At 52.4% G+C, this 21,424-nt stretch carries 16 protein-coding genes; 5 read left to right on the forward strand and 11 right to left on the reverse strand.

Features of this window, described 5'->3' with window-relative positions; all coding sequences use genetic code 11:
* The first annotated feature begins 468 nt into the window (after nucleotides 1-468).
* Both LJF34_RS24295 and LJF34_RS24300 read left to right on the forward strand, forming a co-directional pair.
* On the forward strand, nucleotides 469-1,683 hold the full coding sequence (locus LJF34_RS24295) for an orc1/cdc6 family replication initiation protein (RefSeq protein ID WP_231188503.1): 1,215 nt from the start codon (nucleotides 469-471) through the stop codon (nucleotides 1,681-1,683).
* A 380-nt stretch (nucleotides 1,684-2,063) separates the two neighbouring features.
* The gene (locus LJF34_RS24300; RefSeq protein WP_231188504.1) at nucleotides 2,064-2,654 is read left to right on the forward strand and encodes a VTT domain-containing protein; all 591 of its coding nucleotides are present in this window, start codon (nucleotides 2,064-2,066) and stop codon (nucleotides 2,652-2,654) included.
* A 409-nt stretch (nucleotides 2,655-3,063) separates the two neighbouring features.
* Here the strand turns inward: LJF34_RS24300 and LJF34_RS24305 are convergent, their stop codons facing one another.
* A complete protein-coding gene (locus tag LJF34_RS24305; protein WP_231188505.1) occupies nucleotides 3,064-3,327 on the reverse strand; it encodes a HalOD1 output domain-containing protein in 264 nt (87 codons plus the stop codon).
* A 476-nt stretch (nucleotides 3,328-3,803) separates the two neighbouring features.
* Between LJF34_RS24305 and LJF34_RS24310 the strand changes: the two genes are divergently transcribed.
* Nucleotides 3,804-5,642, forward strand: coding sequence for a multicopper oxidase domain-containing protein (locus LJF34_RS24310; RefSeq protein WP_231188507.1), 1,839 nt, complete (start codon nucleotides 3,804-3,806; stop codon nucleotides 5,640-5,642).
* 507 nt (nucleotides 5,643-6,149) lie between these two features.
* On the opposite strand, the gene LJF34_RS24315 is transcribed toward LJF34_RS24310, so the two are convergent.
* Nucleotides 6,150-8,960 (reverse strand): LamG-like jellyroll fold domain-containing protein, encoded by a 2,811-nt coding sequence (locus LJF34_RS24315; protein WP_231188508.1) that lies wholly within the window; start codon nucleotides 8,958-8,960, stop codon nucleotides 6,150-6,152.
* Between the two features lie 408 nt (nucleotides 8,961-9,368).
* On the opposite strand from LJF34_RS24315, the gene LJF34_RS24320 reads away from it, so the two are divergent.
* Nucleotides 9,369-10,031: a hypothetical protein gene (locus LJF34_RS24320; RefSeq protein WP_231188509.1), complete on the forward strand. Its 663-nt coding sequence runs from the start codon at nucleotides 9,369-9,371 to the stop codon at nucleotides 10,029-10,031.
* Nucleotides 10,032-10,662: 631 nt separating this feature from the next.
* Here the strand turns inward: LJF34_RS24320 and LJF34_RS24325 are convergent.
* The 3 genes from LJF34_RS24325 to LJF34_RS24335 form a co-directional block, all read right to left on the reverse strand.
* The gene (locus tag LJF34_RS24325) at nucleotides 10,663-11,031 is read right to left on the reverse strand and encodes a VOC family protein (RefSeq protein ID WP_231188512.1); all 369 of its coding nucleotides are present in this window, start codon (nucleotides 11,029-11,031) and stop codon (nucleotides 10,663-10,665) included.
* Nucleotides 11,032-11,198: 167 nt separating this feature from the next.
* Nucleotides 11,199-12,341: a Gfo/Idh/MocA family oxidoreductase gene (locus LJF34_RS24330; protein WP_231188514.1), complete on the reverse strand. Its 1,143-nt coding sequence runs from the start codon at nucleotides 12,339-12,341 to the stop codon at nucleotides 11,199-11,201.
* A 9-nt stretch (nucleotides 12,342-12,350) separates the two neighbouring features.
* A complete protein-coding gene (locus LJF34_RS24335) occupies nucleotides 12,351-13,319 on the reverse strand; it encodes a sugar phosphate isomerase/epimerase (protein ID WP_231188516.1) in 969 nt (322 codons plus the stop codon).
* 788 nt (nucleotides 13,320-14,107) lie between these two features.
* Here LJF34_RS24335 and LJF34_RS24340 point away from each other — a divergent pair.
* A complete protein-coding gene (locus LJF34_RS24340) occupies nucleotides 14,108-14,881 on the forward strand; it encodes an IclR family transcriptional regulator (protein WP_231188518.1) in 774 nt (257 codons plus the stop codon).
* A 121-nt stretch (nucleotides 14,882-15,002) separates the two neighbouring features.
* Here LJF34_RS24340 and LJF34_RS24345 read toward each other — a convergent pair whose 3' ends face one another.
* The 6 genes from LJF34_RS24345 to LJF34_RS24370 all read right to left on the reverse strand — a co-directional run bounded on the left by LJF34_RS24345 (nucleotide 15,003) and on the right by LJF34_RS24370 (nucleotide 21,217).
* Nucleotides 15,003-15,815: an ABC transporter permease gene (locus LJF34_RS24345; protein ID WP_231188520.1), complete on the reverse strand. Its 813-nt coding sequence runs from the start codon at nucleotides 15,813-15,815 to the stop codon at nucleotides 15,003-15,005.
* Nucleotides 15,808-16,638, reverse strand: a complete 831-nt coding sequence (locus LJF34_RS24350; RefSeq protein ID WP_231188529.1) for an ABC transporter permease — start codon at nucleotides 16,636-16,638, stop codon at nucleotides 15,808-15,810. Before LJF34_RS24350 ends, LJF34_RS24345 begins: the two co-directional genes overlap by 8 nt.
* Before the next feature lie 86 nt (nucleotides 16,639-16,724).
* Nucleotides 16,725-17,855, reverse strand: coding sequence for an ABC transporter ATP-binding protein (locus LJF34_RS24355; RefSeq protein ID WP_231188530.1), 1,131 nt, complete (start codon nucleotides 17,853-17,855; stop codon nucleotides 16,725-16,727).
* 193 nt (nucleotides 17,856-18,048) lie between these two features.
* The gene (locus LJF34_RS24360) at nucleotides 18,049-18,381 is read right to left on the reverse strand and encodes a hypothetical protein (protein ID WP_231188531.1); all 333 of its coding nucleotides are present in this window, start codon (nucleotides 18,379-18,381) and stop codon (nucleotides 18,049-18,051) included.
* A 118-nt stretch (nucleotides 18,382-18,499) separates the two neighbouring features.
* Nucleotides 18,500-20,002: an aldehyde dehydrogenase family protein gene (locus LJF34_RS24365; protein ID WP_231188532.1), complete on the reverse strand. Its 1,503-nt coding sequence runs from the start codon at nucleotides 20,000-20,002 to the stop codon at nucleotides 18,500-18,502.
* Nucleotides 20,003-20,044: 42 nt separating this feature from the next.
* The gene (locus tag LJF34_RS24370; protein ID WP_231188533.1) at nucleotides 20,045-21,217 is read right to left on the reverse strand and encodes an extracellular solute-binding protein; all 1,173 of its coding nucleotides are present in this window, start codon (nucleotides 21,215-21,217) and stop codon (nucleotides 20,045-20,047) included.
* Nucleotides 21,218-21,424: the final 207 nt, after the last annotated feature.

The raw sequence follows: 21,424 nt of genomic DNA on the forward strand, positions 1-21,424 counted from the left end.
AGTACGGAAACCGGGCGTTCTCCATTGGGCCGATTGCTTTTACAAATCGTACCCATCGATGCGTGAATTCATGCCGTTTCAGGTAGTCAACTCCCGAGAACGAACCACACACACACCACTTTTCACGAGCTCTCCTAGTTATTTACTATACCCCGAGTTAAAATGTGGTAAATACTCGCCAAAATTAACCAGAGTACGTTCCCACTACGGGTCTAGTTGGAATTCAATCATCATGAACCTTTCTCCGTTAACTAGGATTCTAGACACAATAACTAGCTGTAGCAAAACAAACTTAGGGTAGCGTGATACACGCTTATTCAGTTTAGCACTACTTAGACGGTACTGGAACGTACTTCTCGTGAAATTAGGAGAGGGTGTGTTTTAAGTAAAATTAAGCTTATGAAACCCGTGAAACTCGTGAAAGAGTAGTTTTATATATCCATGATTCGTGTTCTCAATGAACAATCAATGGGGCTGAAAAACTTCACTCGTGATGACTCAATTTTCGCCAACGAGGCCGTTCTCCGTGATAGTTATCGGCCTGAAAGGCTCGTCGAACGTGACAAAGAGTTATCTGAATATCAGGAAGCGCTGCGTCCCGTCATTAACGCTGCCCCTCCGAAAAATATTTTCTTGTACGGTCAGACGGGAGTGGGAAAGACACTCGCTACACGTTTAGTACTGAAGCAGCTTTTGAACGACCAGTGTAGATATGATGATCTCAGTATCGAGGTAATCAATCTGAATTGTAAATCCGCATCGAGTAGCTATCAAGTCTCCGTCGATCTTGTAAACCAATTCAGAAACACTTGTTCAAAGATTCCATCGACTGGGTACGCCGGTAGTCAGGTTTATCAAATGCTCTGGAATCATGTGGACGACTTGGATGCTACCCACCTGCTCGTAGTATTGGACGAGATCGATTCGATTGGAAACGATGATGATATCTTGTACGAACTGCCCCGAGCAAACGACAATGAGAAAATCAGCGATACGTTGGTTGGTGTGATCGGCATATCGAATGACTTCACCTTCCGCGATAATCTTAGCGCACGTGTCAAAGATAGCCTTTGTGATGAAGAGATCCATTTTCCACCCTATAATGCAAATCAACTTCGCAACATCCTCGAACGACGCGCTGAACATGCTTTTCGCGATGGCGTTCTGTCTAGCGATTCGATTCCCCTGTGTTCCGCATTTTCAGCACAAGAGTCCGGGAGTGCAAGACAGGCGTTAAAATTGTTGTACAAGGCTGGGGATCTGGCACGGACGAGAAATGACCCGGAGATCGCTGAAGATCACGTTCGAAATGCTCGTGATACGATTGAAAAGGGGAAAATCCAGGAGGAACTCAAATCACTACCGACCCAAAGCCAGTTGACACTGTTTAGTCTACTCCAATTGGAGGCGGAAGGCAGAGCTCCCTGTAAGAGGTCCGAAATTTATCAACGATATCAGACAGTAGCCGACCAAACCAATACCGACATCGTTTCGGACAGGACGATTCACAATCGAATCGGTCAACTGCGGTTGAAGGGGTTCATTCAACATGATGAGAGAAACGATGGTATTCACGGCGGTAGCTACTACTTATATCGGCTCGACATACGGGAAGAGATCATCCGAAGCGCTTTGAAAAAAAGCGAATCTCGAGTGTCCGATCTTCTCTATATCAGTTCGTGATTTTCATTCCGTACTATGTTGACATGCGTCGTGGCCACAACTCTCATTAATCAGCTTATATATAGTACTGAGTGATGGATGAAATAACAAAGCAGGAAATATTTCCGAGAAAGGGTGAAAGGGAGTATGCTTCCACACGTATTCTGCTCACCAACAGAACAGGGACTTGTGCTAATTGTGGTGTAGAGATTGAGCTCAATCAACCGCACAAACACGTATCATATGTCTCTTGGACGGAAAATGACGACACCGTATTTGAAGAGGCCGTGTTGTGAAATTCCAATTGCTTGTCAGGCTTTGGCCATCGAGGATGACGGGGGTCCCCTCTTCTAGTTGTTGGTGACAGATTTAATATTCACGGTTGTGTAGAGCAAAGTAACATGAAGAACCTCTTTGATTCGCTTGCTGTATCCAGATCATTTTTCGAATCGTTCGGGGGGCCCGGTCTATTTGCTGTAGCGTTTTTAGAATTTTTTCTGCTTCCAATTCCACCGGATTTCGTTCTCATTCCTCTGACTGCCGCAAACTCTGACTTAGCGATACTATATGTCGTATTGGCAACGTCCGGCTCCGTGTTTGCTGGATTAATCGGGTACGGCATCGGCCGAAATGGAGGACGTCCAGCCCTCAATTCACGCTTTGCTGGTCAACGGGCAGACCGGATCGAGGGGTATTTCTGTCAATATGGATCTGTCGTTGTCGCTATTGGAGCGTTCACTCCGATTCCGGAAGGGTACGAACTAATCTCGATCGGGTCCGGGGTGTTCGGTCTCGACCCACGAACTTACTTTGTAGCGTCAGTCATCGGTCGAGGTGGTCGCTACTCGATCGAGGCCTTACTGGTGCTGTTGTTCGGCGACGTGATTCGGACTGCTACGGAAAATGAAATATACCTGATTGTCGGGGGAATCGCTTTGATTATCATGGTTGCATACTTTCTCCGAATTCGGCTGCAATCGAGTCATCTGTGATTTAAGCGTAGAAACTCCATCCAGATTAATACGGAAAGACGACCGCTCGTTACGGTTGTGTACTGCTTGCTCGTGTTCTATCTATGTTTCTTCGTGTCCATTGACGGTTTTACCGCTCATTGAGTCCTTGGCAGCGAATTCATCGGCTGCAAGGCCCATCTTTCGGGCCCGTAAAGAAGATCCCGTCGGAATCACTCCTGTATTGCTGGCCCACATGGATTCGCGAGCAACGAGTACAGTAATGGCCCGATGGAATTTGCACCTCTAGTGTTACTTACCTATTCTGAAGGGTGACAGAGGGGGTTCAACAGCGGAATCTACAGCCAGGTGCTTTCCGGGAACCGACCTACGACAAAACAGATTCAAAAACGCACGATTACAATGACTTACTCGCGCAGGATGAATTCACTTATTTACTCAGCTTGGACGCAACGACAGTTTTGTCAGGATGGATTGTAACTTTGTGGTCCGCATACTCGAACGTAACCTCCTGTCGACCGTGTTCATATAGGTCTTCGAGTGCATCGGGGTCGATTGCCTCGTAGAGGGTAGTCTCCGGCTTCGTACCATTGCCTTTGGTTACTGCCGTTACTACGGCAGAGATGACCGACGATGCTTCTTCTGGCGTAATCCGTGTGGGGGTCTCTATGTGCTCGGGTGGCGAGTTGTGCATACACACGGGAAGGATAGAGCATTATAAGGGGTTTTGGATGTTGAATGTTAACATATATTTATCCCGCCCTGTAAATGTCATCTGATGAATGTCTCTAACTCGTGCATTTAATCCACAGGCAAGACTCTATAAGATCGGTTAATCCCACTTTTTAGACAACCTCGCCGCGTACTACGAAAAGCTAGCGTTCTCTCACTGTCTCGAAGTTCTCATTCTGACATTCCATATCGATAAGCAATCCACCGCAGAACTAATCAGTACTCTCCCTGCTTAAATTGCTCTCACTGAAGGGAGTAAACGTCGGTCTCGGGGGGTCACTTGATCGCTATACGTTTGGGCTGTGGTTATTTTGACTCTGCCTCAAGATTTAAATAGTTCGGTTAATAATGAGATTATAGAACCATGAGAATAATCAACATCGATAAGTTTAGAATATTTAATTATTTACTAGGTATCCTTTGTAGGAGTGATTAAATATGAAAAAACTATCCCGGCGTAAACTACTCCAAGCGGGTGCTTCACTCGGCATTGCGGGGGCGATTCCACAAACGATGAGCACGGTGGCTGCGGAATCATCACCCACCCTCGAAAAATTCGTTCAACCATTACCGACCTTGGAGGAACGCGAATCCGATGGGACACGAGATGGCGTTGATGCCTACGATATCCCGGTAAAGGAGTTCACACAAAACCTTCACCCAGACCTGCCAGACACCACACTCTGGGGATTCGATGGCGTATATCCTGGCCCTCTAATCACTGCAGAACGCGGAGAACCGATGCAGGTTCGCTTCGATAACAGTTTCCTCCCGGATACACATTTGTTGGAAGTCGATGAGCGAATCGGTGGAACGACCCCCGAGAATTATCACTATGAGGGATTCGATGGTCCGGTTCCCGAGGTGAGGACCGTGACTCATTTCCACGGCCTCGAAATCGAACCTGAAAGCGATGGTCAGGCAGATATGTGGACGTCTCCTGGTGGGGCTGAGGGGCCAAGATTCAGCAAGGAATGGCAGGAACTCCCGATGGAACAGGCCAGACTAACGTCGACATATCACGATCACACGGTCGGGATTACACGTCTCAACGCCTATGTCGGACTTCTTGGTTTGTATCAGATCACTAGTCAAGCCGAACGGGATCTCAACCTCCCAAGTGGTGAGTACGATATCCCCATGTTGATTCAGGATCGATCGTTCAATGATGATGGGTCGCTAAAGTATCTCGATTCGTGGGCGTCGTCGTTCCTCGGTGATACGGCCGTCGTGAACGGAGCGGTATGGCCCTCCCTTGAGGTAGAACCACGTCGATACCGGTTCCGACTTGCTAACGGGGCGAACCATCGGGCGTTCGATCTCAAACTTCAGAGTGAGTCCGGTTCGGGTACACCGATGCTCTATCAGTTTGCTCCTGATCACGGATATCTCGATTCGGTCGTATCCATCGGACCGGGCGGTGACCTCGACTCGCTTCGAATCGCTACGTTCGAGCGTGCTGAAGTAATCGTCGATTTTACCGATTATGCTGGACAAACGTTTACCGTCACTAACGAGGCACAGATGGGGGGTGGCCTCGAAGAAATCTTGCAGATCGAAGTGTCTGATCCGGATACGGCACCCGAAGACCCTAGTACGGCACCATCCGATCTAAATCTCCCATCAGTCGGTCCGACGTTCGACGAAGACGACGTGGTCGAGACTCGAAATATGGATCTGGGGCTCGAAATTAAGGGTGATCTGCCTACCTACACGCTGAACGGATATACAATGTGGGACGATGGGTCGATGGTCTACCCACAACTTGGATCGACCGAGATTTGGGAATTCCAGAACCACACGAGCGGCACACACCCGATGCATATGCATCTTGTTAAGTTCAAGGTGATCGGCCGTGGACCGGATGGGACTGACGACCCACTTCCGAACGAACGTGGTCACAAGGACGTTGTTCGCGTCAAGCCTGATGAGAAGGTGCGAGTCCTCACACGATTTGATGGGTATACCGGGCAGTATCCTTGGCACTGCCACATGCTTGAGCACGAGGATAACAAGATGATGATCTGCTTTGTTGTGCAGGACGGGGAAGAAGAGGGTCCTGACCCAGTCGTCGGGGATAAATCACCGACAGACCCGGATGAAGATGGTCTGTACGAAGATATCGATGGTGATGGGAGTGAAACCTACGACGATGTTGTCGATCTCTTTGAGAACTACGATGATCCGGCCGTCCAGAACAATCCTGCCGCCTATGATTTCAACGACAACGACCGACTCGATTTCGACGATATCGTAGAGTTATTCAAAGAGATGTAAAAGCCACCCAGCATTCGACTGCAGCGTCTTTCGGGAAACACGAAACCTGTTCTTCCAAGAAAACGAATCCATTACGAACCGATTTGAGAACCATTCACGATTTTATCGACGCGGTTTTTGAGCACTGTTCTCATTACTGTATTCGAGAGACGCTCCCTACCTATTGAATCTCGATTTTCAATATCTATCGAGTAGACTCGGTTACATCCTTTTGAGTAGCATCGATGTAACTCTGGTCGCGGGAATAGCAGACCACGGTCTGGATGTCGGAATATTCCATAGACATGGAACTGGGCTACGTTACGAAAACATAACGCTAGAACAGTAACAGTCGGCGCTAACCCGTGGTGACCATGCATAGAGTTTCGCTGAAGATGAGACCACCGACCAAAAGAACGGCTATAGAACGAAGCAACACTTTGTCACCCTCGGTACCCAGAACGAGAAAGTAAAGGGACGTCTTTTTACATCCCTGAATTTACAGCGAGCGTCAAACAGGGTGGGAGATTAGAGAGAGCGGAAGAGTTCGACGAGGTCGTCAAAGTCAAGCCGGTCGTTGTCGTTGAAGTCGTACGCGTCGGGATTGTTCTGTACGGAGTCATCGTCGAAGTGGTCGAAGAAATCGACCACGTCGTCGTACTCGGTCTCGCCGTCTCCGTCGATATCTTCATACTTTCCGTCGCCATTGGGGTCGGTTGGCTTCGAATCGCCAACAACCGCGGGAGGCTGACTGCCACCGGTACTACCGTCGTACTGGTAGAGACCGTAAATCTCGACCTGCGAGAGTGCCCGGGTGTAGAGGCGCACGTCGGCGAGCATCCCGCTGAGCCAGTCCTTGGTGCCGGATTTCGATGCGATAGCGAGATCGACGGTCGACGAGGATGACTCACTGGCACCTTCCGAGGAGGCTGCCGGAGTTCCGTCGATGTAAATCTCCGAGACACTCTCGCTGGGTGCGTGTCGATAGACCAAGTGGTGCCACTCGCCGTCGGCGATTCCCGCTTCTGTAGCGAATGCGCCATTGCTGGAATCGTCATCGGGGTCGAACCGCGGATGGGAACCCTCCGAATCGAAACCAGCCCACATCGATTCGTTCTTGCCGACGGTTGCGGCGTAATAGCCGGCATTGTCCGTGTTGATCCAGGTGGAGATGGTGTAGGCCGCCGGGTCGAGCGCATCGGCGTCCGGAATGACGACGGTACCATCGCTACCATTGAATTCCGCGGCGTCGCCGGGGATATCTGGTGTGTCAATACCGGTGGAGACACCGCCAGTGATCGTTCCGTTGTGGTCGTTACCGGTTGCGTCAATGACGGTATCGCCGTCAACGTTGTCCGCACCGAACTGCCATTGACCGACCAGACCTTCTGTGGGTTCCTCCACGTCCGCTTCGGTGATTTCGAATCCGCTCATCTTCGAGTTTTCTACCGGATCACTCATCGTGATCGAGAGCGAACCGTCGCTGACGGCGACGTTTTCGACGGTCTTGGTGTAGGCAGTTGCGAAGCCGACTTCCTCTCGGAGGTTTAGCTCGTTGATCACTTGCTCACCTTCGACCGAGACGTTAAACACGCGCTGTTGACCGTTCGGATCATCGAACGCGAATTCCGCGAAGTGAAGCGTCACGTCGTAAACCCCGTCTTCGAGGCCGACCTCGTACGAGAGGTTTTCACCCCATTCTTCGCTCTGGTAGAGCGCATCATTTTCGGTCCCCTCGATCTCGAGATCCGGCTCCCCGGTCGGGCTGCTATTCCCTTCGTTAGAAACCTGGACGCTGGGTGATTCGGCGACGAATTCGAGGCCATCGATGGTGACCGTCCCATCGATCGTCTCCCCTCCAGCATCGTAGCCGAAGGGGACCGAAACGGGTTCAAGGTCGGGACCGCCATCGTCCACTTCCCCAGTAGTGATGTAGTCCAATCCGCCATATTTGAGGAGATAGAGACCGCCCTGTTGACCTGTATGTAACATCATGGGAGTGCCACCATCCGTGGGGAATGGATCGATACGGCTAACTGATCCGTCTTCGGCGTAGGTGACGGTCTTGAACCATCCGCGCCGTTCCATGATGATGTGTTTGTCGTCGTAGTACCCGGGCAAGGCGATCGAGGGATCGAAGTCATCTTTGTACTGATAGACCTCGCCGATCATGGGCGATCCACCCGTTGGTGGATCTGTGCCTTCGATGGGATACGGAATCTCGTCCGGGACGTTATCATCGGCGTACTCCGGAACGTTGTCGATGAGTTCATCCCACGAGTAGGGATTGGTGATAGTCGCTGGTTGGGCCGGTGGGAGTTCAGTGAGTCCGTCGTTGTTGGGCGAGTCGTTGACCGGGTTATCCGGATCGAACGGATCACCGGTTTCGCCCGTGGCAAAGTCGTAGTCACGGTAGGGAACGTTCATCCCGGTGAAATATGGCCAGCCATAGAACCCAGGCTCGTTCACCCGCACGAATTCGGTGAGTCCAGGCGGTCCTCGCTGGGGATCCCAACTACCTGCGTCGGGGCCATAGTCGGCAATGAAGGGATCTCCGGTTTCCTCGTCGACGGTGAGCGTAAACGGATTCCGGAAGCCCATCGCGTATATCTCGGCTTTAACCTTGTTGTTCGCGTGCGCATCTGCGTACTCGTCACCGGTGAAGAGGTTGCCATCGGGGACTGTGTAGCCACCGTCGTCCTTGGGCGTGATCCGAAGCAAACTCCCACGGAGGTCGTTCGTGTTGCCTGACGTGCGCTGTGCGTCGAAGAATCGTCGACCATCTCGCTCGTCTATCGGCGTATATGCACTCGACTCGAACGGGTCAGTATCGTCTCCTGTAGTGATCAGGAGGTTCCCCTCCAGATCGAAGGCGAGCGCACCGCCGACGTGACAACAGCGCTCACGTTGGACAGGGATCCGAATGATCTCAGTTTCGGAGGTCGGGTCAATCGTATCGCCGTCGACGGTGAAGCGTGAGACGACGTTGTATGGGTCGACGAGAGACTCACCTGGTGCCTCTTTGTAGGTATCGAGCGATTCGAGTTCTTCTTGATTATCGGCGAGTTCGTGGTTCGAGGGTGAGTAGAAGAAGTAAACCCAACCGTTTTCCTCGAAGTTCGGGTCGAAGACGATGCCTTGACCGCCATCCTCGATACCACCGTGGACTTCCTTTTCGAGAGCGATGGTAGTCTCGCCGCTATCGGGATGATAGACCCCTATCTTTGCCGTTCCAGTCGGCTCGGGGGGATATCGGGGGTCGCCGCCTTCGGAGTTCGTAAAGCCTCTCCCTCGGGTCGTGTAGAAGACTCGCCCGTCTGGCGCAACATCAAGTTTCATCCCGTTGCTTAGCGAGGCCACCTGATTTCTGTTGAGGGTGACTGACGGAGGAGAACCATCGGATTCGGGTTCTGGGTAGACGGGGACCTTGAAATCGACAGTTTTGAACCCGTCACCAACCGAGTAGGTAGTCGAGCTGTTCAACAAGTATGGGCCGCTGTCCTCGCTAGGACGGGTTACCTTCCAAGAGACCGATTGGGAAGCTCCCGAGGAAAGCGGTCCAAAGCTGGTTTCGGTTTGTAGCGTAACCGTCACTTCGGAGCCGCTTTGAGAGCTAAGAGTAACGTCGCCATCTGTGATTTCCGAGTCGTATGGGTTGGTAATCGTGGCGTCGACGGTACTGGAAGTGTGTTCGACGGTGAGAGAACTATCCGTGAACGCTGGTACCGATGCAGGGGTAGGTCCGGATTGGTACCAGACATTGCGGAATCTCACTGGTTGGCCGTGATTTTGGAGTTTGATCGGCTGCTTGACGGGATGTTGGCTATACTCTGCGACGTCCTTGTAGACGGTGGGACCGTTCAGGACGGTTTGGGCCTGCACCAGCACATCATTCCAGTAGATGGTCACCATGCCGGGCGACTCAAGGTCGCCGTTGTCGGCAAAGCGTGGAGCACGCCAGATGATGTCGTAGGTCTGCCAGTTTCCTTTTGGGCGGCTGGCGTTGACAAGCGGGGGGTGCTGGCCATACACCGAGGCGGCATACCCATCTGCATAGGTCGGATTTTGGTAATTGTTGAGAACCTGGATTTCGTACCGGTTCGCCAAAAAGAATCCGCTGTTGCCAGGCACTTGGTTACTTCCAGAGATGCTCTCGGGAGATTGCCACTCGACGTGGTAGTGGCCGTCACCGAAGTTCTGTTTGCTGACGATGGAACTGTCGCCGACGACGACGTAGTCGTCTTTGATGTCCCAGGTACTGGAATCGTTCCAATCGTCAAGGGATATCTGTCCGTTGTCTCCGTCTCCAATGAGGACGGTGGCATCTTCGGGTGGGTCAGGAAAAGCGGGTTCACCCGGATCAACAACGGGCGGGTGGGGCCGACACGGGTCATGGACTTGCCAGGGTGAATTAGGGAGTCGGGGAGTCGTGTTAAACCCCGGTCCTTGGCAATCTTTGGGGGGCTGATATCCAGTTCCCACATCGTGGTCAGCTACTGCAGGACCGATGAGGCCACTAGCCATCGTGAGTCCTGCTGCACTCAGTATCGATCTACGAGAGAATTTGCTATCATTACTCATGGTCTGATGATCCATCTTATTGGTGACTAAACAATAAATTAAGCCTTACTATATTTTTTACTCACTTTGAATATGGGAAATATATTGCGTTCGAATTGCATTCAGTACTCGATAGCTGTCTTAAGCCAGGATGACTTATTCACGATGAGTTGAAAAGTAGTCACGTGAATTTAAATACAGATGCTCTCCTCAACGATTTACTAATTACCTCCTACCCTGCTGATTCAAGAAAAAATCTGCACCAGCGGCGTCGAGACGAACACAACCCCAGGGAATGCTGGAGTATTCGGTCTTTCCTATGAAATCGACGTTGACAATCGTACAACTGTCTTGTGAGACGGATTTTTGAGTTCTCGACGCAATAGACGCCGATTCTGTGTCTCCAAAAGGGTGTTATGGCAATGAGAAGTCTCACCATCACCGAGTCACCCACACGAACGCCGAGCGAGTAGGGTGAGGGTCACTCAGATATAGTGAGAAGCTCTATCCGGTTTTCAAACGGATCCCGGAACGAGAACCGCTCTATCCCTGAAATGGGTGGTTCGTCCTGAGTTTCGAACCCCTTTTTCTCGAGATAAGATCGCACCTCGTTGACGTTCCCGATTTCGAATGCAGGATGGCGCTTCGATCGTGGGTGTTCTCCATCCTCGACACTAATATGTAGTTCTACCCCACCTGCTCGAAACCACATTCCACCACCCGAAGAAAACGATTCAGGTCTCGGAACCTCATCAAAGCCGAGAAGTGATGTGTAAAATTCACGCGCTTCTTCTTCGGCACTTTCCGGGATTGTAAGCGTAACGTGGTCAATGGATTTCCAGTCGATCATTGACTGGATTATGTCCGTAAAGCGTATATATTGATTGATCCCGGCAATCGTTCCATGTAGTATCTCACACCAAAGTGTTGGCTATGTCCATTTTGACACGAAATATCAGCTACTGATCGAGCCGCTTGTTCGAAAAAAGTATCACTTTCGTCCCGATTTCTCGCCGGTCAGGAAACGTTGACCCGTTCACCGGATTCATCGGATTTCTCGATCGCGGCGAGCAACTGTTGGACACGATAGCCGTCCTCGAAGGTCGGGACGTCGCTCGACGACCGTTCATCGGAATCAGTATCTGTGTTTGCGACCGCGGAGAGGAACTCGTAGTTCTCGAAGACGAAGGTGTGTTCCCATCCGAGAACGTGCCCCTCCGGCCACCATCGTTCGAGGTACGGGTCCTCGTCCGCAGTGACCATGATCGTCTGGAATCCACGGTCGTCGGGGCCAAGGAATTCCAACTCGTTCGGTCGTTCGACTGAGAACCGAAGGCTCCCCTTCGATCCGTTCACCTCGACCGAGTGGTCGTTCTTGTGGCCGGTCGCGAACCGCGACGCCTCGAATGTCCCGACCGCACCGTTTTTGAACGTTGCTTGTGCCGTGTACGCGTCGTCCACAGTCACCGGACGCGTTTCGTCTGCCCCGGAAACTGGGCGCTCATCAACGAACGTTCGCAGTTGCCCACGAATGTCTTCGATTTTCCCCGTTCTGTCCTCGACGAGGAAGCGCGTCAAGTCGAGTGTGTGTGCGCCGAGGTCGCCTAGTGCGCCGCTACCAGCTACGTCGGCATCGAGTCGCCACGACCAGGGTGCCTCCGGGTCGGCGAGGAAGTCCTGTAGGTAGCTTCCTCTGACGTGTCGTATTTCGCCCAGCTCACCCGAATCGATGAGCCGTTTTGCGTAGCGAACCGCAGGGATGAACCGATAGTTGAACGCGACACCCGAAGGGACGTCCGCGTCACGGGCAGCGTCCCGCATTCGTTTGGCGTCGTCAAACGTGTGTGCAAGTGGCTTCTCGCAGAACACCGCAGTCCCTGCATCGAGCGCGGCGATGGAGGGGTCTGCGTGAATCGCGTTCGGCCCGAGGTTGTAGAACACGTCGACGTCGCCGATGACATCCTCCCAATCAGTATTGTACTCCTCGAAACCGAGTTCGTCGACGGCATCCGCAAGTGCGTCTTCGTCTCTTCCGACGAGAACGCGTCGTTCGACGTCTGGCGCGTCCGGGAAGAACATCGGCAGGCGGGCGAGCGCATTCGCGTGGGCCTTGCCCATGAAACGATAGCCGAGGACGCCGATGGAGAGTGGTTCGTTCATTTGTCCACCTCAGGCCCAGTAGGCGTCGCCGGGGTTCGTTTCGAACACAGCTCGGTCGAGTACGTCGATGGCCTTTTCCAACCCTTCCTTCGACGATGTGAGTGAATCCTCGTGTTCGATAGAGAGCGCTCCGTCGTACTCCACCATTCGTAGAGTCGAGACGACGTCTTTCCAGAACGTCTCACCATGGCCATACCCGATGGAGCGGAACAGCCACGAGCGGTCGATTTCCTCTGTGTATGGCGTTGTGTCGAGCACGCCTTTCTCGCGGGCGTTCGCATCGTACACTTTGGTGTCCTTGGCGTGGAAGTGGTGAATGGCGTCCTCTTGGCCGAGGAGGCGAATCGCGTCGGTGATATCGATGTCCTGCCAGAACAGGTGGGACGGGTCGAAGTTGGCGCCCATACGGTCACCGGTCTCTTCGCGGAGTTCGAGCATTCCGTGCGGTTCGTAGACGAGCATATTGGGGTGCATCTCGATGGCGATGTCTACGTCGTAGTCGTCCGCATACGCTTCGAGTTCCTGCCAATATGGGATAGCAACCTCGTTCCACTGATACTCGTGAGCCTCGTGATGCTCGTTTGGCCACGGGGCGGTGATCCAGTTAGGGACGGAATCGTCCGGGCCGCCGGCGGGCAATCCCGAGAATGTCGTGACAGCGTCTACGTCGAGTTGACTTGCGAGACGAATGGCCTCGCGAAGCTCCTCGTCGGCTTCGGCCGCCTGATCTTCCACGGGATGCAATGGGTTGTTGTGTGTCGCCAGTGCCGAGATGTACAGGTCGTTATCGTCAAGCAACGACTGCAGTTCAGACTGGGCTTCCTCGTCATCCAAGTACTTTTCTCGAGGAAGGTGTGGGTCACCGACGAACCCACCGCAGCCGAGTTCGACCGCGCCGACACCGAGGTCGGATAAGTACGAGAACGTGTCTTCTATCGATTCATTAGCTAATGCTACTGTGAGGACACCGACATCCATGGTCGAGAATCCCACGGTCGATTCAAATAATTTGGGGTGTCGGAACCATGAATAATGTCCTCGCCCTCGACCTGGCGGACGTTTGTGACACTTTCACCCCGTCGCGAATACACTCTCGACGGAAGACCATGCCCGTTCCCGAAACTGAATTGAATAAGTCCTGCCACGTCGTCCTCGTGAGGCCACGGCAGGGTGTCCACCGTATGGAAGTTCGCGTCGACCTCACGAACTCCTTCGTGATGGTCGTTTCATACCGGGCGGAAAGATCTGTGAGACGTTGAGAGTGGTCGTCGCTCGGATGATGTGGTTGTGAGTCGAGCGAAGTTCCGCAGGTAGTTCCTCGAGGAGAATCTACCGTGACTTCGGTTTTCAGCGTCGTCATGGATGCCTGACACCGCTCGCGATAGAGAATACCGGTAACTCATTTGCCGATCTGCAAGTGTTTGTATTCCGCTATCCTTCGACCCCATGACAACGAGACGGGGGATTTCGATATAGCAAAATAGAATTTATAGTGGCTTAGAGGAGTGTTTTCGGGCGATGTACTTCTTAAAACGCACGATTACACTGGAAGCGATGGTACGTCATGTACTGCCGCTTTCCCTTCTAAGCGGAAGTGACGACCCCCCGGTACCCCCGAATCGATCTGTGCAGAATTCGTGGGGGAAGCGATCCTCATGGATGGTGTGAAGGATGGCTAAACAGTTAGAGGATCGCTCCTTCCCCCGTGAATGAAAGCGACTCTAGCAGGCAAAACATTTTATACTACGGTTACGATGAAGCAAATTATGGTGATAGAGGCGAATAACCCTGTCAAAGCCCTCTATACGATGGAAGAGATAATTGAATCGCTCGAAGAACACAAAGCAGTTGGAGTCACAGAGCTCGCAGAAATCGTTGAACGACCACAAAGTGTAGTCCACAACCACCTTGCGACACTCCGGGAACTCGAGTACGTCGTCAAGGAGGGACCGAAGTACAAGCTCGGACTTAAATTCTTACAACGAGGGGAAATCGTTCGAAACCGTTTGCTACTGTACGCGGAGGGAGCACCCGCTATCAGAAAACTGGCAAAAGAGACCGAGGAGTTGATAACGCTCATCGTGGAGGAGCATGGACGGGGAGTCTACCTTGATGTCGTTCAAGACAGTGTAGATATTCAATATCCTGCGATTCCGGGAACACGAATCAGGTTGCATTGTTCGGCCACCGGCAAAGCGATTATGGCGTACATGCCAGAAGATGAGGTCGACGAGATTATTAACCAACATGGGTTGCCCGCCCAAACTGACGAAACCATCACGACGCGGGAAGATTTATATGAGGAACTCGACGCAATTCGTGAGCGAGGGTACGCATACGACAGACAGGAGTTTCGCGAGGGCATGCGCTCAATCGGCGCACCAATTCTCGACGAGAAGAACAACATCCTCGGTGGACTGAGCATCGCCGGGCCGACGCACCGATTCGCCGGCGATCGGTTCGAAACCGAGCTCCCGAAGAAACTCTTGCAATCGGTGAACGTCGTCGAACTCAACTATAACGAGCCGGATATCCGGTGATATCATGTGATACGAGTCCTATCCGCTATTCACTCGCTAACTTCCGTCCGTCGCGATGGGAGATCATCAGCCGACGCCCCAGCTGACAGAAACCGAGAGGAAAAGACTCGGTATGAAGAGATCAAAGCTGTTTAGCCAGTCGTTCCAAACCGATAGCGAGTGCAGCAGGTACCACCAAGAGGATGGCCATGACGATGAGTAACGTCGAAACCACACTGATGGTTGGGTCCAGCTCATTTCTGAGGCCAATCCACGCCAGCACCGGGATGGTACGGGTATCCTGTCCTGATAGGAATAGCGCCATGACGAATTCCTGGAGACTAATAATAAACGCGATGAGTGCTGACGCAAAGATCCCGTTTTTGATGTTCGGAAGGATGATCTCGGCGAACGACCGGATGGGACCGGCACCGAGATCGTTGGCAGCGTCCCTCAATTGCCAGTCGAATTGGGAGAGTACTGCTTGCATAATGAAGAACACCAGCGGCGTCGCCCACAGAGAATGTGCAATGATGATCGCAACGTATGAGCGATGGAGACCGAATTCGCCGAGATAGGTCAACAGAATGACCGCGATGACTACTGCTGGCAAGAGCAGCGGAAGTAAGGCAATAGGAATAAAGTATTGCAACCACTTCGATTTGACCCCTTTCAGACCAAATGCAGCAGTCACGCCCAAGAACGTCGACAGCACCGCCGTTCCCGAAGACGTAATCACGCTGTTCACGACGGCTCCTTTCCACGACGGGTCCGAGAGAAACTGATCGTACCAGCCCAACGAGAGTCCACGCGGCGGGAAGACTAACTGTCCTGTCGAGCCGAACGAGGTGCCGATAACCACTAGTAACGGTAGCACCATAAGAAACGCCAGCAGTCCGTATGCAGCACGGAAGGCGAATAATTCTAGGCGTTCGCGTACGTATGCATTAAACATGCATCTCGTCACCTCCCCAGTGGTTGAGGGCAGTGAACATGAGTACGACTGATATCAGAACGAAAACGAGTAGAATTATCGATAGTGCACTTGCGACTGGATAGTTGAACTGCTGAAGCATCAACCGTTCGACTTCGATGGCAAACGTCGTCTCGCTGGCCGACCCCAGAAGCGCGGGCGAAGCGTACGCACCAACTCCCCAGGCAAAGGTTACAACGGTAGCCACAGAAATACCTGGCAACGTCTGAGGCAGTACTACCTCGAAGAACGAGCGTGGTCGGCTCGCCCCAAGGTCACGGGCCGCCTGAACCGTCTGCCACTCAATGGTCGACATGACACTGTAAATAGCCAACGTCGCGTATGGCAACGCAGTGTACACTTGACCGATGACCGTTCCCAAGAAATTGTTCATAAGTATCATCGTTTGCTCGATGACGCCGGTCCGTACCAGAATGCTGTTGAACGGTCCAATAGGGGACAATAACAGTAACCACGCGTAGAGCTTGACGACCAGCGTCGTCAACAACGGAAGGATGACCGTGAACAACAGCACCGTCTTCAACATCCCATCAGCTCTCCAGACGGCATAGGATAGCACTATCGCAAGCGTGAGCGTTATGATGGTCACCACGACGGTAAACTTCATCGTGAATACTAACAGTCCGATAGTGAGATCCGAGGTGAGTACTTGAACGTAGCTACGTATAGACCACGTTCCTGCAGCGTATGCACCGGCACCGGTAGGTGCGTAAAGACTGATACGAAAAAGGTAAACCAACGGTACAATAAAGAAAATGACCTCGAATATGATGAGTGGAACCATCAGTAGCTTCGCCCGCGTGGAGCCACGTTGGAGCCAGTTCCCAAGTCGACTGAGTACCGACCCCTGTTGGAGTTCTACGCTCATACTTAATTCTCTACGGTGGTGAATTGGGTTTCCTCATTGTCGAACGCAACCAACCGTTTGGGATCCCATTGGATAACGATGTTTTGCTGTTCTTCAATTTCCCTGTCCGGATCGTACTGCTGTTCGACGAATATCGTTCGCGAACCGGTGTCAATGTACAGCCGCGTCATTGATCCACGGTAGATTACGTTGTCGACCTGTCCACTTGCTGTACACCGTGTATCACCGCCGTCGGCCTTGATAGTTTGAATTTCGGATTGCCGGAGTTGCATGTTTTCCGGCCGTAAGGAGATGGACACCGATTCTCCCTCGTCCGGGGCTGCCTGTCGGTTCGTAACTGGAATATCTACATGACATCCGAGATCCGTCTTGGCGACGACCTCGTCCGAGGCCGTCTCAACCACTGTTCCTTCGAGGAAGTTCGTATCGCCGAGAAACTCCTCGACGAACTGGTTCTTGGGGTTATTGTACACATCCGGTGGTGCCCCTACTTGGATGAGTTTCCCGTCGTTCATAATGCAGATACGGTCGGCTAGCGTGAATGCCTCACTCTGGTCGTGAGTGACGTGAACCATCGTCTGGTCCAATTCCTTATGAATGTCTTTGAGTTCGAGTTGCATCTCTTCTTTTAGCCGCTTGTCCAGATTCGACAGTGGTTCGTCGAGTAGCAGCACGTGAGGTTCGACGATGAGCGAACGCGCCAGTGCAACCCGCTGTTGTTGGCCGCCACTGAGTTCTTTCGGTTTCTTGTTCTCGTGACCATCAAGCTGAACCATTTCGAGCGTCTCTCGGGCACGCTCCTTCCGCTTCGTTCTGTCGATGCCATCCATTTTCAGCCCAAATGCCACGTTTTCTAGTATTGTTTTGTGAGGAAACAATGCCCAATCTTGAAAGACGATGGAGCAGTCGCGTTCGTAGGGTGGTTGTCGTGTGACCTTTTGACCTGCGATGTGAACATCGCCCTCCGTCGGTCGTTCGAGACCACCGATCATTCGCATCGTCGTCGATTTACCACACCCGCTCGGGCCGAGCACACACAGTAACTCCCCCTCTTTCACCTCCAGGGATAAATCATCGACAGCGTTGAAACCCCCATAACTTTTTGTCACGTCTTCGAGTTTAATTGCACTCATGGTGAATCACCGACCCAACGCGCACAGTGTGTCGGTACAGTCAGACAGGCTGGTAAGCATGTGAATTTCACACATGGCACAATATGATTCAGCTAACAATATATAAATTTCCATAATATAAATTATAGTCTGTGGAAACATATGCCGAGTCACGCTGACGACGAACATAAATCCTCGATTGGTTCGAACTACACTATTCGAGTGCAGATTCAATGAGATCGATAAATGCCGTCGATGAAAGCTGATAGATCGTATTTCCGGCGTTCGTCCGTCGACGGGCAGTCGACGCAACGCACCTCTCATCGACGTGAATCTCCCACTGGCACGGGTAGCGAGGCTGTTTTGATCGGAACGTGATGGAACAGTCGTGCTTTTCCTCCAACTGCGGTACGATGGTGTGTGTAAAGACGCCGTCGGAGAACGTGGGCGGTTTGTAATCCGGCAGTCCCATCTCTTCACGGAGTCGCTCGTTTTTCTTCCACCACTCCGGTCGCTCGGTCGACTGGGATGCGGTTTCTTCAGGCACCACGTTCCGACTATCGGTTTTACCGTACTTATTCATGACGCTGTGGGTCCACGGAACGAAAACCCCGGAGCGGCTATCGAACCTCAAATCCGCACCATATTCACGGCGGTGGCTACGGTCAGCACGTCGGATTTTCGAGATTCATATAGACGCTTTTGGTTTGCAAATAATGGTCGAGGGACGCTTCACCGAGGTCCTTTCCGATTCCTGATTCCTTGAAGCCACCGTAGGGTGCCTCGGGGAGGATAGGGCCGTAGTCATTGACGTAGACTATCCCAGCTTCGAGGTCCGCGGCTGCCCGGTGAGCGAGCGAGGTGTCTTCGGTTCCAATACCAGCCGATAGGCCGAATCTAGTGTCGTTTGCTCGTTCGATGCCCTCCTCATAACTATCGAACTTCTGCACAGTCTGAACTGGACCAAATATCTCCTCACGAGCGATACGCATATCGCTATCGACGTCGGTGAACACCGTCGGTTCGACGTACCATCCACGGTCCAGTGGGCCATCGGGCGTTCCACCGCCGTAAATCAGGTTCGACCCCGATTGCTTTCCAAGGGAGATGTATTTCCGAACGGACTCGTACTGGTCGGCAGTGGTCAACGGCCCCATCGTCGTGCCTTCCTCGAGCGGGTCCCCACACGTGTACGACTCGGCAGCCTCGAGAAACGCGTCGAGAAACTCCTCGTAGATGTCCGTGTGGACGATTGCCCGTGAGAATGCATCGCAAATCTCCCCCGAACTGTAGTAGATACCGTCGGCAACTGCCTGTCCGACTTTCGACGGGTTGGCGTCGGGAAAGACCAAGAATGGGGACTTGCTACCGAGTTCCAGGGTTACCGGTGCAATGTGACTCGCAGCACCTTGCATGACACGTTCGCCGACCCTCCGACTACCGGTGAACGACACCTTCTGGACGCCTCCGTGGCCAGTTAGCGCATTCCCTACATCGCTTCCTGTTCCGGGAACGACGTTGACAACTCCATCTGGAAAAATGTCCGCCGACAGTTGCGCGGCGCGAATCGCTGTCAACGGTGCATCCTGTGCTGGCTTCAGCACTGATGTATTACCAGCGGCGAGCGCAGGGCCGAGTTTCCAGGTTAACGACCAAATGGGGAAGTTCCATGGGATTATCTGCCCGACCACGCCGAACGGTTCTTTGCGAGTGTAGGCATGGAGACCGTTACCGGCGGCGATTTGATCACCGCCAATGGTTCGACAGAGCGAGGCATAGTAGTCCAGGGTGTCGAACGCGCCCTGGACTTCCCCGCGAGCTTGTTCGATGGGTTTGCCAGTGTCGAGACACTCTAGTCGGGTCAGTTCGTCTTCGTGGTCCCGTAACTCGTCGACCCACTCTCGAAGCATCGATGCTCGCTCGGCGGGTGAAGTCGCCTCCCACTCACGGTCGTAGGCATCCCAGGCCGCCTCGACTGCTGCATCGACATCATCACCGTCACAAGCCGGAATCGCCGCAATGGGACGAGTCACAGCCGGGTCGAGGGTCTCAATAGTCACGTCCTGGTTGGGAAGATACTGCTCTCCATCTATCCAGGGAGTGAACGTTGTATCGGTCGTTACATCGGTAATCGCGTCTTCGTGTGCGGTTAGGATCGAATTTTCCATGAATCCATTGATTTACGGGAGAATTTGTCGACTATGCCGGTACTACGATGACCGTTTGAGCTTTTCGAATTTTTCACTAAACTCACTGGAATACTCAGAGAGGTAGTTATAATCCGGGAAGTGGAAGTTTTTATACTCTCGGTTGTTCGTTGGGAAGCCAGCCTCCTGTGCGACCTTGGAGTGCTCTGCGTTCTTGTTTGCCAGTAGCTGATGGCTCGTCTTACCCCACTTGTTCTGTACGTCCTTCCTGAGCATGAAGTTGAGAAAGTGTTCTGCCATCTCGCGTTTGTCCGTGCCACGGACGACGCCGTAATGGTCGTAGTATCCCGTGGTTGCCTCCGGCAGTGTAACCGAGATCCAGTCGTTTTCGGCCTTCCGTCCCATCGAGACGCCAAAATACGATTGGGCAGCGTTGGCGATGCGTAGTTGCATCTGCTGCCATCGTTCGGCACCCGTGCTGTAGAACGAGGTTGCGTTGAAATCTTTGACCTTTTTGAACGGTACGTTGTGGTACTGTTTGTTGTATATCTCCTTAACACCTGCCATTTGGTCGGCGACGAGAGCGCCGATGAGTATCGTGTACGCATAAAATCCGCCGTCCATCGTCAAGCGCGTGTTATTGTCGATGAGGGTTTGCCAATCGGTAATGTCGTAGTTGATCTTTCGGTTGTTATACATCACACCGACGGGTGCACCGTCGAACGGGACTGCGTACTCCGTCGACCGAAGGTTCTTGACGTAGGGATACACCGTTTTCAGATTCGGCACGTTCTTCCTTCGAATGTCAAGGAAGAGGTCCTCTGCCCGCGCCTGCTTATACATCTGACCCTCTGTGACCGCGATGTCGTACGGCGGATCATCCTCGGGAGCGCTTTTGATTTTCGAGATGATCGCACTCCAACCGGGTACGAGCGTAACCGTCGCGCCCGTTTCCTCCTCGTACATCCGCTTGATCGTGTTCTTGAAATAGGTGTGGTATTGACCACTCCAGACGGCCACCGTGAGTGTCTTGCCGGTTTTTTTCGCGGACGTACCGCTGCTACCGTCCTCTTCATCACTATTCGATTCACCCGAACAGCCAGCGAGCACCGAAGCGGACGCTCCTGCCATCGAAAGCAGGAGCGTCCGCCGATTCTTTCTGTCGTGCTTCGTATCGTTGGAGTCCGAGAGCGTCGTCTCGTCGTCGGACTTACTCTGTGAGGCGTGCCTACTCATACCATTACTATATATGAATTAATAATCTAATATAAGTCTTTTGCGCCATCAGATACAACTAAGCATTTCGTGGAATGTTATAAATATTATCAATTCGCCTGTTTAGTTAGTATGCCGCCTAATGCGCGGTATCGGCATAGTGTATATAATATTATTTATATGAATTGATTCCCTGTAGCGCGACGCATACCGGGATACCTCAGAATG

The sequence above is a fragment of the Haladaptatus sp. DYF46 genome, from assembly GCF_021083305.1.
Lineage (GTDB): Archaea > Halobacteriota > Halobacteria > Halobacteriales > Haladaptataceae > Haladaptatus.